12 protein-coding genes are annotated in these 16,646 nt (G+C 41.2%); 4 read left to right on the top strand and 8 right to left on the bottom strand.

What is annotated here, in order from left to right; genetic code table 11:
• The gene (locus tag GQR56_RS14015) at nucleotides 1–1,848 is read right to left on the bottom strand and encodes a DUF5060 domain-containing protein (RefSeq protein WP_166112517.1); all 1,848 of its coding nucleotides are present in this window, start codon (nucleotides 1,846–1,848) and stop codon (nucleotides 1–3) included.
• Between the two features lie 157 nt (nucleotides 1,849–2,005).
• On the opposite strand from GQR56_RS14015, the gene GQR56_RS14010 reads away from it, so the two are divergent.
• Nucleotides 2,006–3,154 carry an endo-1,4-beta-xylanase gene (locus GQR56_RS14010; RefSeq protein ID WP_166112514.1) on the top strand — a complete coding sequence of 383 codons (1,149 nt, stop codon included), beginning with the start codon at nucleotides 2,006–2,008 and terminating at the stop codon, nucleotides 3,152–3,154.
• A 96-nt stretch (nucleotides 3,155–3,250) separates the two neighbouring features.
• Here the strand turns inward: GQR56_RS14010 and GQR56_RS14005 are convergent, their stop codons facing one another.
• From GQR56_RS14005 to xylB, 6 genes are all read right to left on the bottom strand, one after another.
• The gene (locus GQR56_RS14005; RefSeq protein WP_166112511.1) at nucleotides 3,251–4,225 is read right to left on the bottom strand and encodes an aldose epimerase family protein; all 975 of its coding nucleotides are present in this window, start codon (nucleotides 4,223–4,225) and stop codon (nucleotides 3,251–3,253) included.
• Between the two features lie 13 nt (nucleotides 4,226–4,238).
• Nucleotides 4,239–4,622: a hypothetical protein gene (locus GQR56_RS14000; RefSeq protein ID WP_166112508.1), complete on the bottom strand. Its 384-nt coding sequence runs from the start codon at nucleotides 4,620–4,622 to the stop codon at nucleotides 4,239–4,241.
• Nucleotides 4,623–4,728: 106 nt separating this feature from the next.
• Entirely contained in the window at nucleotides 4,729–6,747 is a 2,019-nt protein-coding gene (gene tkt, locus GQR56_RS13995; RefSeq protein ID WP_166112505.1) for a transketolase, read from the bottom strand.
• A gap of 58 nt (nucleotides 6,748–6,805) precedes the next feature.
• Complete coding sequence (gene tal, locus GQR56_RS13990) at nucleotides 6,806–7,744, bottom strand: transaldolase (RefSeq protein WP_166112502.1); 939 nt, start codon at nucleotides 7,742–7,744, stop codon at nucleotides 6,806–6,808.
• Between the two features lie 39 nt (nucleotides 7,745–7,783).
• On the bottom strand, nucleotides 7,784–9,103 hold the full coding sequence (gene xylA / locus GQR56_RS13985) for a xylose isomerase (RefSeq protein WP_007375167.1): 1,320 nt from the start codon (nucleotides 9,101–9,103) through the stop codon (nucleotides 7,784–7,786).
• Nucleotides 9,104–9,133: 30 nt separating this feature from the next.
• The gene (gene xylB, locus GQR56_RS13980) at nucleotides 9,134–10,591 is read right to left on the bottom strand and encodes a xylulokinase (RefSeq protein ID WP_166112499.1); all 1,458 of its coding nucleotides are present in this window, start codon (nucleotides 10,589–10,591) and stop codon (nucleotides 9,134–9,136) included.
• Nucleotides 10,592–10,753: 162 nt separating this feature from the next.
• Between xylB and GQR56_RS13975 the strand changes: the two genes are divergently transcribed.
• Complete coding sequence (locus GQR56_RS13975; protein ID WP_166112496.1) at nucleotides 10,754–11,710, top strand: Gfo/Idh/MocA family oxidoreductase; 957 nt, start codon at nucleotides 10,754–10,756, stop codon at nucleotides 11,708–11,710.
• 73 nt (nucleotides 11,711–11,783) lie between these two features.
• Here the strand turns inward: GQR56_RS13975 and GQR56_RS13970 are convergent, their stop codons facing one another.
• Nucleotides 11,784–13,394 (bottom strand): glycoside hydrolase family 43 protein, encoded by a 1,611-nt coding sequence (locus GQR56_RS13970; RefSeq protein WP_166112493.1) that lies wholly within the window; start codon nucleotides 13,392–13,394, stop codon nucleotides 11,784–11,786.
• A gap of 210 nt (nucleotides 13,395–13,604) precedes the next feature.
• Here GQR56_RS13970 and GQR56_RS13965 point away from each other — a divergent pair, with 210 nt between their 5' ends.
• Together GQR56_RS13965 and GQR56_RS13960 are read left to right on the top strand one after the other, a co-directional pair.
• Entirely contained in the window at nucleotides 13,605–14,645 is a 1,041-nt protein-coding gene (locus GQR56_RS13965; protein WP_166112491.1) for a LacI family DNA-binding transcriptional regulator, read from the top strand.
• Between the two features lie 61 nt (nucleotides 14,646–14,706).
• Nucleotides 14,707–16,116, top strand: coding sequence for a sugar porter family MFS transporter (locus tag GQR56_RS13960; protein WP_346775767.1), 1,410 nt, complete (start codon nucleotides 14,707–14,709; stop codon nucleotides 16,114–16,116).
• Nucleotides 16,117–16,646: the final 530 nt, after the last annotated feature.

Below are 16,646 nucleotides of genomic sequence, written 5' to 3'. Positions count from 1 at the left end.
TTATTTAGCGCTTAGGTTAATTAAATAAACCCAGTCGTTATTAGGTGTGTTGGGTGGTGTTGCCAGTTGTGTACTCGTTGCGGTATTTACACAAAAGCGTTTGCCGTTTATGTAGTTGTTAGTTCGTGGGTTAAACCAGTCGAGTGTATAGCAGGCATTTGGTAATGTGACCTGAGCTTGGCTTGCGTTACTAAAATAAAATAAGTAAAACGCTGAGTTATCACTTAACGCCCAGCCTGTTTTTGTAAGCTCTGGAGTGGGTGTAAGCTTTGTAAAAGGCACGTATTTTTGAAAAAACGCAACAGCGTTGGTCATCGCTAAATAGTAATCTTTGTATGGCGTTAAATTTTGCTCTGTTAAGTCGCCGCCACCGCCTAAATAAAACTCAATACCTGCGCCACCTGCCATAAATGTGGCCCACACGTTACTTTTACGCCACGTATCTACATTGTTTGCATACTCGTAAATATAGGCCTCGTCCATGGTGATCACCCACGGGTGAGGATTGTTTTGAGTAAGCTGGCGGTACTTTAAAACATCGCCGTAAGTGGTGTTAGTTTTAAGTTCACCTTGTAAGCTTGCCCCTGTGTAGGCGGGGTAGCCCAAAATATTGTCGTTTGGTTTATCGTAAATGTGGTAGTCGAGCGACGGGCCATTATGTACAACAATATGCTCAGGATAGTAGGTGAGTGATTGAAAGTAATCGGCAAATTGCTTTCTTTGTTTGGTGGTATTGGCTTTTTGTTGTTTATCGTCGCCGCTTGGATCTTGCCAGCCGTTTTCTTCGCCTATATTCCACGTGGTTGCTAAATGATAGCCAAAGCGGGCAAATAACTCGCGATAGTAAATTTTACGACTAACAGCAAAGTCGTTTTTAAGCTGGCTTTCGTTCCATTCAAACAGTGATTCGTTTTCGGTTTCGCTCATTACAAAGTGAGTCATTATGCCTTTTTGCTGCATGTGGCTAAATACAATATCCCACTGAACTAATTTAGATACATCGTAGCGTGTGGTTTGGGTTTTGCTAAGCCATGGCCAAACTTGGTCGCCATCGCCGTAGGCGTTCATGGTTAAAAAGTAATACGCGTTAATGTTAAGCGACGCTAAATAATTTATTAGCCCAATAATGCCTTTAGAAGATTGATGACTACTGTTATCAGTCTCTGTATTGATTGTTTGCCATGTAGGGTCGCTATTTTGCCAATGCTTTATGTGCGCTTGGTAGTTACGCTTTGTGGAAGTGGCATCAAACCCTGAAAAGCCAAGCAGCACTTCGGGGCTGTTAGCCCCTGCTTTTAAAAAGTACTCTTTTGAGCTATTAAACTGCAAATAAGGTTTATTAACGTATTCAAGCTTACCTTTGCTTTTAAAGTCTTTACTGCTGGATGATTTAGTGGCGGCGGTAACATTAAACTCGCCTGTTTGTTTATCAAAAAATCCGGCTGATTGCTCATTTGTAACAGTATTTAATGGCACGCTTGCGATATTACTGCCTTTAACAAATGAGAGTGTATAGCGCCATTTGCCAAGCTCGTTGGGCGAAAACAAAACCTGCCATTTGTTGCCTGCTGTTGCATGTGTTTGAGCAGTGTTTGCATCGGCTGCATAATACCCAGGTACTGCATATTGCCTGTTAGTGGGGCTGGTAAATGTAGCGTCTAAGCGGTAGTCGGTAAAGGGGTTAGGCGTGGCAAGCTCGCTGGTGTGCGGGCCTTCAAGGGTTAAGCTTAATTTATGCCAAATAGGCACGTGAGTGCTGGTTTGCTCCGCGCGAATTAGGGCGCTGAAAATTAATGAAGCGAAAAATGCGCTAATTAACAGCAGCAGTTTTATTGTTTGATTTTTCATGTATGTCCTTGCTGATTTTCTTGCTAGTTAAGCGTGTGATTAAGGAACTTTGTTCGTGTTATTTTTGTTCAGTCTATTTTAATAAAACGTTGTTGTCAAAAAGACTATATGGTGTTAAGTTTACCTTGCACACTAAAAAACACACAACAGGTACATCATGCATAAAAATAAACTAACGATTGCTATTTTATTAGGAATGTCGAGCCTTGCACTTGGCTGTAATGGCTCAGCAGAGCAAAGTAAACCGACACTAAAAGCACAAAAAGCGCCGGAGCAATTAACGCTTAAAGCGCAATTTAAAGATCATTTTAAAATTGGTACAGCAATTAGCCGCGACCAAGTGTTAGGGGCTTTGCCTGAAGATTTAAACGTGGCTAAAGCGCAATTTAATACCTTTACGCCAGAAAATTCTATGAAGTGGGAGCGTATACACCCAGAGCCTCAAACTTATGATTTTGAAGCCGCTGATGCGTTAGTTCAGTACGCACAAGAGAACAACCAAGAATTAGTTGGGCACACATTAGTGTGGCATTCGCAAACTCCCGACTGGGTTTTTGAAGACGAACAAGGCGAGCCGCTAACCCGCGATGCATTACTTAAGCGCATGCAAAACCACATTAATGCTGTTGCAGGGCGTTATCAAAACCGCATTTTTGCATGGGACGTGGTAAACGAAGCACTTAACGAAGACGGCACACTGCGCGAATCTAAATGGAGCACCATTATTGGTGACGACTTTATAGAATACGCGTTTAAATACGCTAAGCAGGCAGCGCCTAATGCCAAGCTGTATTACAACGACTACAACTTGTATAAGCCAGAAAAACGAGCCGGTGCAATTGCGCTTATTAAAAACTTACAAAGCAAAGGCATTGAAATAGATGGTATTGGTATGCAAGCGCATTACTCGCTTGATAACCCAGAGCTTTCGTTAATGGAAGACTCTATTGTGGCATACGCAGCCACAGGTATTGATGTGATGATCACTGAGCTTGATATTTCGGTTTTGCCATTCCCAGAAGGTGAAGAACAAGGGGCTGATATTTCGTTAGATATTGCCTTGCAAGAGCGCTTTAACCCATACCCAGATGGTTTACCGAGTGAAGTAAACACCCAGTTAGGCGAGCGCTATAAAGCCGTGTTTAACATACTTAAAAAGCATGACGATAAAGTAAGTCGCGTAACATTTTGGGGTATAAGCGATGCAGGCACTTGGCGTAACGATTGGCCAATGCAAGGGCGCACCGATTACCCATTATTAATTGACCGTGAGTTAAAACTTAAAAGCTTTGTAAGCGATTTATAATAGTAAAAAACATTTAATCTCCCGTAAAGGATCGCTTAAGAGCGATCCTTTTTTGGTTTTAAGCGCTTAAAATAGCTATTTTTGATAGGTTTATTATTAAGATTTCAAGTTAGTTAAGCAATAACTAATATGCGTTTGCAAAGGCACTTGTGGTGTTAAATAGCTAAATGGGAAGTGTGGGTTATTAGGGCTGTCGGGGCAAAATTGCGGCTCTAGGCAAATACCGTCATATGCATTAAACGCACCTTTTAAGTGCTGCCCTGTATACACCTGAATGGCAGGGTAGTTAGAAAGCACACTCAGCATTACTTTTTCATCAGCGCTTGTAAGCGTCGCGTGTTGCTTAATAGTTTGCAGGTTAAGCGTTTGCTCGGTTACAAAATTATGATCAAGTTTATCGGTTTTATTAAGCACCCGCGCATTTGTATAGTCAAAAGGCGTATTGGCTACAGGGGCTATTAAACCGGTAGGAATGGCATGTGTATCCACGGGCGTATAATGCGCTGCGGCTAATGTTAATACATGCCCTTGTGCGCTGTTAGTAATACCATTTAGATTAAAATACGGGTGTAATGTAGGCCCCGTAATGGTTTTTTTATTGCTGGTAATAGTAAATTTAATATCAAGATTACTTTGGTTTTTACTGTTAGTTGTAAAGCTGTACAGCACATTAAATGTGGTTTTACCGGGGTAGCCGTTATAACCATCGGGTAGGGTAATACTTAAACTTAACACGTTTTTTTGATGGTAATCGAGATGCCAAAACAAGTCGCTTAATGCTTTTTGACCGCCGTGGAGTTGGTTTACTCCTTCGTTTTTATTAAGCGCATAGGCTTTATTATCAATGTGTACTTGTGCGTTATTTAGCCTGTTTGCATAAGGACCGGCTACCGCGCCTAAGTAAAACGTATCGTTTAAATAGTCATTAATATTAGAATAGCCAAGTATAATATTTCGTTTTTTATTATCAACATGGGTAACCCAGCTGGTAAGCCGGGCACCGTAGTTAATAATAGAAATAGTATCGTTTGTTTCATTACTTAGTGTGTATTGAACAATTGAAGTTGTCATGTTGGTTACTCTTTTAATTGTTCGTTCTGGCTTTTTTAATTTCTTCTTTTACGATTGGATACAGATCGTAAGTTGGGTAAAACTCAGTGCTGTAAGCTTTCCAGCCATAGCGTTCTATTGATAAATTTACTTTTGGCAGTAGCGCTGCCGGAAAGCGCAGAGTAACTACTTGCCCTATACCCATCATTACTTTCCAAGATTCTACCGTTGCGCCCTCTGGTGGGAAGTGTTTGTAAAAGTTAGCGTTGTTTAGTATTTCTTTTATTTCAGAGAGGTTTTTTGATTGGTCGTGTTTTAAAAAAATCGTTAGCATTAGTTCATCATTTTGCTTGTCATTTGCCCATGCGTTAAAACTAGTACCTGCACTAAAAAGCATAATTAATAGTAAATATTTCATAGTTCACCTTTGTTAGTTAATTATAAAAATGCGCCGAGCTTTGGGAGGCTTAGCGCATTAATTGGATAAAATTGTATTATTGCGCGCATTACGCGTACTAAATGTATTAGGCGTTGGCTTTAATTAACGCCTGCGCGGTGCTAACTACGTTTTTGGTGGTAAAGCCAAAGTGCTCTAATAACACGTTACCTGGCGCCGACTCACCAAAAGTGCTCATACCAATTACTTTGCCTTGTAAGCCTACATATTTAAGCCAGTAATCTTGGTGTGATGTTTCAATTGCAATGCGGTTTGCAACCGAGTTTGGTAATACACTTTGCTTATAATCGTCTGATTGCAGGTCAAACAATGTGGTGCTTGGCATTGATACCACACGTACTGCAACGCTTTGTGCTGTAAGCTCTTTTGCGGCTTGCATTGCTAAATCAACTTCAGACCCCGTTGCTATTAAAATAAGCTCAGGCGCTTTATTGCTTTCGCTAAGAATATAGCCGCCTTTTTCTATGTCGCTAATTTGCTGAGCGCTGCGTGGCTGGTGGTTGAGCCCTTGGCGACTAAAAATAAGCGCCGTAGGTTGCTGCTGATTTTGTATAGCGTTTTTCCACGAAACGGCGGTTTCTACTGCATCACACGGGCGCCATGTGACTAAGTTTGGGGTCATACGTAGGTTGGCTAGTTGCTCAATAGGTTGATGAGTCGGGCCGTCTTCACCTTGGCCAATAGAGTCGTGGGTATACACAAATATATTTTGAATACCCATAAGTGCTGACATTCTTACTGCGTTACGGGCGTATTCCATAAACATTAAAAATGTAGCACCGTAATTAATAAAACCACTGTGCAGTGATATACCATTCATAATGCCGCTCATACCAAACTCGCGCACGCCATAAAACAGGTAATTACCGCTGGCGTCATCTGCGCTTATGCCTTTAGATCCAGACCACAGTGTTAAGTTAGAACCGGCTAAATCGGCAGAGCCACCCAATAACTCTGGTAAATGCGGGGCAAAGGCTTCAATGGTGTTTTGCGAGGCTTTTCGGCTGGCAATGTTAGCGGCGTCTTTGTTGCACTGTGCAATATAGTTGTTTGCAATAGCTTCAAAGTTGTCAGGAAGGGTGCGTTTAATTACGCGGCGCTCAAATTCTTTAGCAAGCTCAGGGTGTCTATTGGTGTAGTCGCTAAACAGTTGCTGCCATTGTTTTTGTTTTTTATCACCGCTTTGTTTAGCGTCCCAATGGGCGTAAATATCATCACTGATACTAAATGCTTTATTTGGGAGGTTTAAAAATTTGCGTGCAGCAGTTATTTCGTCATTGCCTAATGGCGAGCCATGGCAGTCGTGCGAGCCTGATTTATTTGGCGAGCCAAAGCCAATCACGGTTTTACAACAAAGTAGGGTAGGTTTATCGCTCACTAGTTTGGCTTGTGCAATGGCGCTGGCAATTTGTTCTGGGTCGTGGCCGTCTATATCTTTTATTACATGCCAGCCGTAAGCGTCAAAGCGTTTAGCGGTGTCGTCGGTAAACCAGCCCTCAACGTGTCCGTCGATAGATATACCGTTATCATCCCAAAAAGCAATAAGTTTACCCAGGCCTAATGTGCCTGCAAGCGAACATGCTTCGTGCGATATGCCTTCCATTAAACAGCCATCACCCATAAAACAGTAAGTGTAATGATCAACAATATCAAAACTCTCTTTGTTAAATTGTGCTGCTAGGGCTTTTTCGGCAATAGCCATACCTACGGCATTTGATAAACCTGCGCCAAGCGGACCTGTGGTTGTTTCAACACCTGGGGTATAACCGTATTCAGGGTGACCTGGGGTTTTTGAATGCATTTGTCTAAATTGTTTAAGCTCGCTAAGTGGTAGTTCGTACCCGCTTAAATGCAATAAAGAATAAATAAGCATAGATCCGTGACCGTTACTGAGTACAAAGCGGTCTCGGTTTGGCCAATTTGGATCGGTTGGATTGTGGTTTAAAAAATCGTTCCACAGTACTTCGGCTATATCGGCCATACCCATAGGTGCGCCCGGATGCCCTGAATTTGCTTGCTGTACCGCATCCATACTGAGTGCGCGAATGGCATTAGCAAAAGGCGCACGAGAAGAAAGCTGAGTCATGTATTACCTCAAATAAAATTAAAAAAGCCCGCACGTAATGTGGCAGGCTTGAGGGAAATTAGTTTAGTAAGTCTTCAACCAATTTAGCCAAAACACGCTGATCTTTGGCAAAGTTACGAATACCTTCACCGAGCTTTTCGCTGGCCATTGGATCTTCGTTGTGCTGCCATAAAAATTGCTCATGGGTGAGTGCGGTTAAGTCACTTTGCGGTGCTTTGGCAATGTTTGCAGCGTCAAGCTTTGTAACCAGTTCACCTTCTTGGCTTTGTAAATCATTGAGTAATGATGGCGAGATAGTCAGTAAATCGCAGCCAGCAAGTTCGATTATTTCCTGGGTGTTTCTAAAGCTTGCGCCCATTACCACGGTTTTATAATCGTACTTTTTATAGTACTGATAAATACCTGTAACCGACTGCACACCAGGATCTTCGCTTGGGGTGTATTCTTTATTATCGCGGGCTTTGTACCAATCAAGAATACGCCCAACAAACGGAGATATAAGCGTTACGTTAGCTTGTGCGCACGCAATGGCTTGAGCCATCGAAAAAAGCAGTGTTAAGTTACACTTAATGCCTTCTTTTTCTAACTGCTCGGCGGCTTTAATGCCTTCCCACGTTGAAGCAAGTTTAATAAGTACGCGGTCTTTTGAAATACCCGCTTGCTCGTAAAGTGAAATAAGCTTACGCCCTTTGGCAATACTTGCTGGGGTATCAAACGACAAACGCGCATCTACTTCGCTCGATATACGCCCAGGTATTACTTTTAGTATTTCACAGCCAAAGTTAACAATAAGTTGGTCGCATATAGCGTCAACGTTGTTGCCAGCTTTTTGTATAGCGTCTTCAATTAAATGTTTATATTGAGGTAATTTTGCAGCTTGTAAAATTAACGAAGGATTGGTTGTTGCATCAACCGGTTGTAGGGCTTTGATTGACTCTACATCGCCACTGTCGGCAACGACTGTGGTTACTTTTTTGAGTTGTTCTAACAAGTTCATAATGATGTACGCCTCGGCTTTAAAACCGAGGCGATGTCCTTATACGTAGCGGTTAACAATATTCTCAAGCAGCTCTTGGCGACCAGAAACTTGCTTAGGATCGATGTTGTTCTCGTGTACTAAGGCAGAAAGGCTCTCAAGTGATTGCTCACCATTTAGAATGCTTTGACCTAGGTCTTCTTTCCAACCAGCGTAACGTTTTTCAACAAAATCAGTCAGCTCGCCACCTTCAATCATTGCTGCTGCATTGAGTAATGCTTTAGCCATTGTATCCATACCGCCAATGTGACCAATGAATAAGTCATCACGCTCACACGATTGACGACGAAGTTTAGTGTCAAAGTTAAAGCCACCGGTTGTAAAACCACCCATTTTTAAAATTTCGTAAACAACAAGTGTGCACTCGGCTACGTCGTTAGGAAATTGGTCAGTATCCCAACCGTTTTGCATGTCGCCACGGTTAGCATCAATACTACCCATAATGCCCTCAGCGCAAGCAACTGCAATTTCGTGATGGAAACTATGACCCGCAAGTGTTGCGTGGTTTGCTTCAATGTTTACTTTAATTTCGTCTTGTAAGCCATGCTTATATAAAAAGCCTGCAACCGTTGCTGTATCGTAATCGTACTGGTGCTTAGTTGGCTCTTGTGGTTTTGGCTCAATTAATAATGTGCCTTTAAAACCAATTTTTTTCTTGTGCTCTACAACCATTTTCAAAAAGCGTGCGTACTGTTCGCTTTCTTGTGCAAGGTCTGTATTTAGTAGCGTATCGTAACCTTCACGGCCACCCCAAAGTACGTAGTTTTCGCCGCCTAAACGATGCGTAATTTCCATTGCATGTTTAACTTGTGCTGCTGCATATGCATACGTATTAGGATTAGGGTTTGTTGCACCACCGGCACAAAAACGCTGATTTGAGAATAAGTTAGCAGTACCCCACAGTAGTTTTACACCTGTGCGCTGCATTTCTTTTTCGATAATGTTAGCTATGTGCGTTACGTTATCGTGGCTTTCTTGTAGTGTTTTGCCTTCAGGGGCAATATCAACATCATGAAAACAAAAGTAAGGAACGCCTAATTTTTCATAAAATTCAAAGGCTACTTTTACTTTTTGTTCAGCAAGTTCTAATTGATTGCCTACAGGTTGGATCCAAGGACGATCAAATGTACCTTCACCAAAAATATCAAACCCTGTAGAACAAAAGTTATGCCAGTAACAGGCTGCAAAACGTAAATGTTCTTTCATTGTTTTGCCAAGCACTACTTGGTTTTCGTCGTAGTAACGAAATGCAAATGGGTTTTTAGAGTTTTCACCCTCAAATTTGATTTTTTCAACGTTTGTAAAAAATTGTTCGCTCATAATGTGCTCCATTAATTTTATAATAGTGTATTAAAAGTATGTTTTTACACTTTGGTAAAGTGCTTTGTATGTTGTGTATTGCTGTGCGTAAAAGTCTTGCATGACTGGGTCTGGCTCAATTGTTTGCGTTACTTTGCCGTTAACACACACTTGTTGTGCAGGGAGTTGTGTTACTGCTATTCGGGCAAGTCTTGCAGCGCCAAATGCGGGGCCAACTTCTGAGCCTTCTCGGTAAATTAGGGGGCGGTTGAGTACACTTGCGATGATTTTTCCCCACAGTGGGCTTTTAGCGCCACCACCAATAACGGTTACATCGTCAATTTGTGCGCCAGCATCAAGCAGTACTTGTTGGCCATCGGCAAAAGCAAAAGCAACGCCCTCTAGTACTGCGCGGCCAAGGGCTGCTGCATCGGTATCGCTATCTAAACCAAAAAATACGCCTTTGGCATCGGGGTTATTATGCGGCGTACGCTCGCCAGTTAAATAAGGTAAAAATATCACTGAGCTTGGTTTGCTAAAATCGCATTTACTTACTTGTTCAAGCAATGCGCTTTCGTTTTTAAAACCGGTTAATTTAGTGACCCAGGTTAAACAGCTTGCTGCGCTTAACACCACTGACATTTGGTGCCAGGTGTTTTCAATGCAATGACAAAAAGTATGTACAGCACCTTCTGGGTTAGGCAGGTATTTATCGTTAGCAACAAAGTAAACGCCCGAAGTACCTAATGATAAAAACGCTTGTTTAGGCCTTACTACGCCAACACCGGCAGCGCCTGCGGCATTATCGCCACCACCTGCAACAACAGGCACTTGCTCCATACCCCATTTAGCAGCAACTTGGGCTGTTAATTTTCCAGTAATTTGTGTGCCCTCAAAAAGAGTAGGCATGTGTTGCTCTGTTAAGTCGCAGGCGCTAAGCATTTTTTGCGACCATGCTCTTTTTTCTACGTCAAGCCACAGTGTGCCTGCTGAGTCAGACATGTCTGATGCAAAATCACCGGTCATTAAAAAGCGTAGGTAGTCTTTTGGTAATAATACTTTGGCTACTTTTGCAAAGTTTTCTGGTTCAAACTCTTTTAACCACACCAATTTAGGTGCAGTAAAACCAGGCATTGCTATGTTGCCGGTAATATTACGAGAATTTGGTTCGCGTTTTTCAAGCTCTACACATTGTGCTGCACTGCGCCCGTCGTTCCATAAAATGGCTGGGCGAATAATGTTATTGTTTTTATTAAGCAGCGTAGCGCCATGCATTTGCCCAGAAAGGCCCACAGCCTTTACCGATTTTAGTAATGCAGGGTGAGTATTTTTAAGCTCCTCGATTGCACTACAGGTAGCAAGCCACCAATCTGTAGGGTTTTGCTCAGAAAAAAGTGGTGCCGGGCGTGAAACGCTTAAAGATCCACTTGCTTGAGCAAGCAATTGGTCTTGCTCGTCTAAAATAATTACTTTTACACCTGAAGTGCCTAAATCGATACCAAGGAACATAAATGTGATACTTAATGTTGTTTTAGTGTTAGCGCTAACATTAATGATTTGATATTGTTAAGTCAAGCTAGTTTTAAACTATGTTTAACAATTAATTTGCAAGTTTATTGCTTGGTTGTTGGAGTTCACTTAAATTTCTTTTTAAGATCATAAGGAAACACTATGAAAAAAATAAACTGGGGTATTGTTGGTTGTGGCCGAATTGCTGCACAATTTTGTGAAGACTTAGCACATACAAATAATAGTGTTGCGTACGCAGTTGCAGCAAGAAATGGAGATGATGCAACCGCTTTTGCGAGCAAGTATGGTGCGGCCAATGCCTACGAAGGGTATCAGGCATTATTTGACGATAAAAACGTTGATGTAGTTTACATTGCGACCCCGCATAACTTTCACTTTAAAAATGCCAGCGATGCTATTAAAGCAGGTAAGCATGTATTGTGCGAAAAGCCCATTACGGTTTCGGCTGAAGAGTGCAAGCAGTTGTCTTTACTGGCTAAAAAGCACGACGTATTTTTAATGGAAGCCATGTGGACGTACTTTTTACCTGCAATACAAAAAGCAAAACAATGGGTAGAGCAAGGGCGAATTGGCACTATTAAACATGTTAAAGCTGACTTTGGCTATCCTGTGCCTTTTAATCCCGATGGGCGTGAATACAACCCAGATTTAGCGGGCGGTTGTTTACTCGATATGGGAATTTATCCGCTTGCGATTGCCAATTACTTTTTAAATAACGACCTTGAAAACTTACACGTAAGAGCAAATATTCGCTACAAAGGCGTGGAAGACGATGTACTTATTACTGCTAATTGTGGCGATGTAATGGTGAGCTTAGCAACGTCATTTCAATGCCGGTTAGGGAATGGCGCGTATATTATTGGCGACAAAGGCTATATAAAAATACCCGATGCATTTAGGGCTTATGAGTGCTCTTTGTATGAGCTTGATGACTTAATTGAGCATTTTGAAGATGGGAGGCAGTCACAAGGTTACAGCTTTGAAGCCCAAGAAGTAGGGCGCTTACTGAGCGAAAATATACGAGAGAGTGACATTATGAGCCACTCTCAAAGTTTACTTTTACAATCGCAAATGGAGCGTATTAAAGCCCTGTTTTAATAGAGCTTTGAATGAGCTTTTAAATGGTTTTATATCAGCTCTAAATCAACTAATAAACTTAACTGGCGGCGATTTATTCGCCGCTAGGTTCGTCATAATTAAAAAATGAAAAGTGAGCTTCTTTATTTTGCCCCGATAAGTCTTGGCACGCCATACCAACAAAAGCACCGGTAAAACACGGGCGATACCCTTGTGGTGATTGCTGTACGTAATCATCAGATAAAATACTGCCATCGAGCACTGGACCAAACTTTATCCAGCAGCTTTTTTCGGTGGCGTAGTAAAACTGCAGCTGAGCGCCATTAAAATCAGCTTTTAAGTAAACAGGTTTGTTTGTTTTAAGCAAAAGCGGTGCAACAGGCGTGCTTGTTTGGTATTTATCGCAGCTTATTATATTTAAATAACGTGGTATGGTTTCATCGCCTACATCGCCGCCGCTTATATGCAAATAGTAGTAATGAGCGGTGTTGTAATAACATACTAGCCCCGCCATTTGCTGAAAACTGCTCGGCGCAAAATCAACGCATGTGCTGCTAACAGTATGATGAGCCTGTACACGCCTGGCAATAAAACTTTGCTGATGCAATGAGCTTAAAGACTCTTTTCCCACTAGGGTGAGCGATGCTTTTTGGGCATTTTTATAGACCCAGCTTTTGCACATGGGTATACGCAATGACTGAAAATCAACAGTAAGCCCATCGTTACTAAAATTAATATTTGTTGATGGTTGCGGCTGTGGATTTAGCGTTAAACCTTCAACGGGTACGTGTATTCTGGGGGCTTTATTTGTGTGCTTTGCATAAGGCCAGCCATCGTCTTTCCAGATTATTTGCTCAATCCCTGTTTCACGCCCTGTAATGCAGCGGCCACGCTCAGACAGTGGTCTTGATGTTAAAAATACCGTGTACCAATCACTGTTTTGCGTTTGAAAAAAATCTCCATGGCCACATTTTTGCAGCGCATTACTCGGCTCATGTACTGCTGTTATTATAGGGTTGTGTGGGTGTACTTGGTAAGGGCCAAATACGTTTTTAGCACGCGCTATACTAATGCAGTGTTCATACCCAGTGCCACCTTCAGCGGTAATTAAATAGTAGTAATCGCCGCGTTTTAAAATATGTGGGCCTTCAGTGCAACCAAGTTTTGTGCCTGAAAATATAGGTTTAACATCGCCTATTAACTTATTGGTTTTTAGGCAAAGCTCTTGCATTACTATGCCACCAAATAGTGTGTTGTTGCGGTGATCAACCAGCATGTTTAGCAAATAGCTTTTACCGTCATCATCGTGAAAAATAGACGGATCAAAACCGCTAGAGTTTAAGTAAGTCGCTTGTGACCAGTTACCGGTAATATCAGTGGTTGATACAAAATAGTTTGGTGTGTCTTTCCAAGGACCATCAAAGCTTTTTACATTGGTATATACCAAATAAAAACGGCCATTATTGTAACTAAGTTGCGGTGCCCATACGCCGCAAGAGTCGGGCACTCCTCGCATATCGAGTTGCTCTACGGTGTTAAGTGCTTGGCCTATAACTCGCCAATTTACTAAATCGGTAGAGTGGTGAATTTGCACACCGCCAAACCATTCAAATGTTGAAGTGGCTATGTAGTAGTCGTTATTAACTCTGACAATGTTTGGGTCTGGGTTAAAGCCTCTTAGAATTGGGTTTTGCAGCATGCTCATAATATAGGCCTTTTTAAGTTTTTTATATTATTGGGTGTGAATATTATAAATTTGTTGTTAGCGCTAACATTTTCAGTGTAGTATAAGACTTTGTCAATAAGTAATCATTTAAAACGCGCTGTAAACAATATCAAGCTTTACAATTATGTATAATGAAAATTAAGAAAGTTAATTATAACAATCACATGATTGTGAGTAGGTAATAAGAATATGGCCGACACTAAAAGAGCAAGAATACAAGATGTAGCCGAGCAGGCTGGTGTATCAATGATGACGGTTTCGCGCGTGCTCAACCAAGACAAAAAAGTAAGCGACAAAACCCGCGAAAAAGTAATGGCTGTTGTTGAGCAATTAAATTACAGGCCAAATGTGTCTGCTAGGCGCCTTGCTAGTACTAAGTCATTCTTTTTAGGGCTTTTATACGATAACCCAAGTGACTCTTACATAAGCCAATTTTTATTGGCAGCGCTTAAAAAATGCCGCGCATTGGGCTACCACCTTGTTGTTGACGAAGCGCATACCGATATTGACAAAACAATTGAATCGGTAAAGCAACTTATTGATGTTACACAGGTTGATGGCATGATTTTACTGCCACCTATGTGCGACAACGAACAGGTTTTAGATGTTCTTACTAAAGCAAATATTCCGTTTGTAAGAATAACGCCAGATACAAAATTAAATCGCTCCCCTTATATATGCATGGACGATTACCAAGCAGCGTTTGATGTTACAGAACATTTAATAAATCAAGGGCATAGCAAAATTGCACATATTATTGGCGACACTAAACAAGGTGTTAGCCGTTTGCGTTACCAAGGCTATTTAGATGCGCTGCGCTCTAATAAAATAATAACGCCACCTGAGTATATAGAGCAGGGCAGTTTTACCTATCAATCGGGTATGGAAGCGGCAATAAAATTACTTTCGCTTGATGATAAACCAACGGCTATTTTTGCAGCTAACGATGATATGGCTGCCGCTGTAATCTCAATAGCTCAAAAACAAGGTATTAATATTCCAAGCGAACTGTCGGTTGTTGGCTTTGATGACACGCAACTTGCAACCATAGTTTGGCCAAATATTTCTACGGTAAAACAGCCCATTAATGAAATGGCTGAGCTTGCGATTACTTTACTTGCATCGGGTCAGTATAACGATTTAAGCAATGTAAAAAGCTTAGACTTAAGACATATTTTAGATTTTGAATTAATAGAAAGAGAATCAAGCTCAACCAATAAAAACAACTAAATAAGCGAATACGCACACCCTTTTGAGCTTCAAAATCTATATAAAATAACAACAACACACAATATGGATACTTATGAACGAGAAAGAAAATGTACTTTTAATAGTACTGGTTTGCTTTGTTGCGACCATTGGCGGGTTTTTATTTGGTTTTGACAGCGGTGTAATTAACGGCACTGTTGATGGATTACAAACGGCGTTTGGCTCCAGTAGTGCGGGTACGGGATTTAACGTATCGAGCATGCTAATTGGTTGTGCCATTGGTGCGTTTTGCGCAGGTCGATTGGCTGATAAATTTGGTCGGCGTCTAATTTTACTTTTTGCCGCTGCTTTATTTATTATAAGTGCTTGGGGCTCGGGTGTGTCAGTCACATCGTTTGAATTTGTGATTTATCGCATTTTAGGCGGCTTAGCTGTAGGGGCTGCATCGGTTATGACCCCAGCTTATATTAGCGAAATTGCCCCCGCACGATACAGAGGCACGCTCTCTACACTGCAACAAGTGGCTATTATTTTTGGTTTGTTTAGCGCATTTGTGAGTAACTATTTTTTAGCCAACACAGCTGGCGGCTCTACGGCTATATTTTGGCTCGACTTTGAAACATGGCGTTGGATGTTTTGGGTTGAGTTATTACCTGCATGCTTGTTTTTAATCGCTTTATTTTTTATCCCCGAAAGCCCTCGATACTTAATTATGGCTGGTAAAAAAGACGCTGCTGCACGTGTTTTATCGTCATTATATGGTGCTGAAACTGCCGCTCTTAAATTAAATGAAATAGCAGAGTCTCTTGCTGGCGATAAACACCAACCTAAATTATCTGATCTTATTGATAAACCTAAAAAACGTTTACGTCCCATTGTTTGGATAGGAATTGGCTTAGCTACATTTCAGCAATTAGTCGGCATTAACGTTGTTTTTTACTACGGCGCGGTACTTTGGCAAGCAGCCGGTTTTACTGAATCTGACGCGTTACTTATTAATATAATAAGCGGCTTTGTAAGTATTTTAGCAGTGTTTATTACCATGTGTTTTATAGACAAAATTGGCAGAAAACCTTTTTTGTTAACCGGCTCAATTGGTATGACGGTGACGCTTTCGGTTATTGTTTATGCCTTTTTAAACGCAGATATTGGCTCAACAGGTAACTTAGAATTAGGAGAGCAGGGCATAGTTGCTTTAATAGCCGCTAATGCGTATGTATTCTTTTTTAACTTATCGTGGGGCCCTGTAATGTGGGTTATGTTAGGAGAAATGTTCCCTAACCAAATTCGCGGCTCTGGCCTTGCAGTTACTGGCTTTGCCCAGTGGATAGCTAACTTTTTAATTACCTGGTCGTTCCCTGTCATGCTCACCGGTATAGGTTTAGCAGGGGCTTATGGTTTTTACGCATTTTGCGCGTTTGTTTCAGTCATATTTGTATTTAAGTTTTTACACGAAACCAAAGGCAAAGAGCTTGAACAAATGAAAGGGTAAATATTACCCCTTTAATAAGCGCCAAAACTAAAGCAATAGTTTTGGCGTTGTTAGACTGCTTCACTCGTTAAGCTTTTTTTACTAAACCCAAACACTTTATAAACTCGCAGTAACTACCTCATTTCTCAATAGTTAAATTATTAATGCATTTAAGTAAAGTGTGAGTCGCTTGTTCAATATCACTATTTGCAATAGCGTTTAACACCATTTTTAAACTTTTATTATTTCGATTCGAGCAGCCTTCATCGACGTCTTCCTTTGGTTTTTAACTGGATTATCAACTTTCGACCATGTTGTGAAAATGAATAATATTAGACGTGACGTAGCTTTTTTAAAAAGACGTAGTAGAGCGGCTGGCGTAATAGGCAACTAAAAAGCACATAAAGCTAATAGTCTGCAGTGAGCGATAAGCGGACTGTCAAAAATTATGATGTATGAAGTCAAGATTTGACCCTGAGGAATCCCCACAATTTGATAATATAAATCAATAAGGTAGTTTAAAAAACAGTTGAAGTGCACAGCCAATTTTG

Origin of the sequence: Pseudoalteromonas sp. Z9A5 (genome assembly GCF_011378875.1) — a bacterium.
Taxonomy (GTDB): Bacteria; Pseudomonadota; Gammaproteobacteria; order Enterobacterales; family Alteromonadaceae; genus Pseudoalteromonas.
Note: the sequence above shows the minus strand (reverse complement) of the source record. Positions and strands in the feature narration are given on the sequence as shown.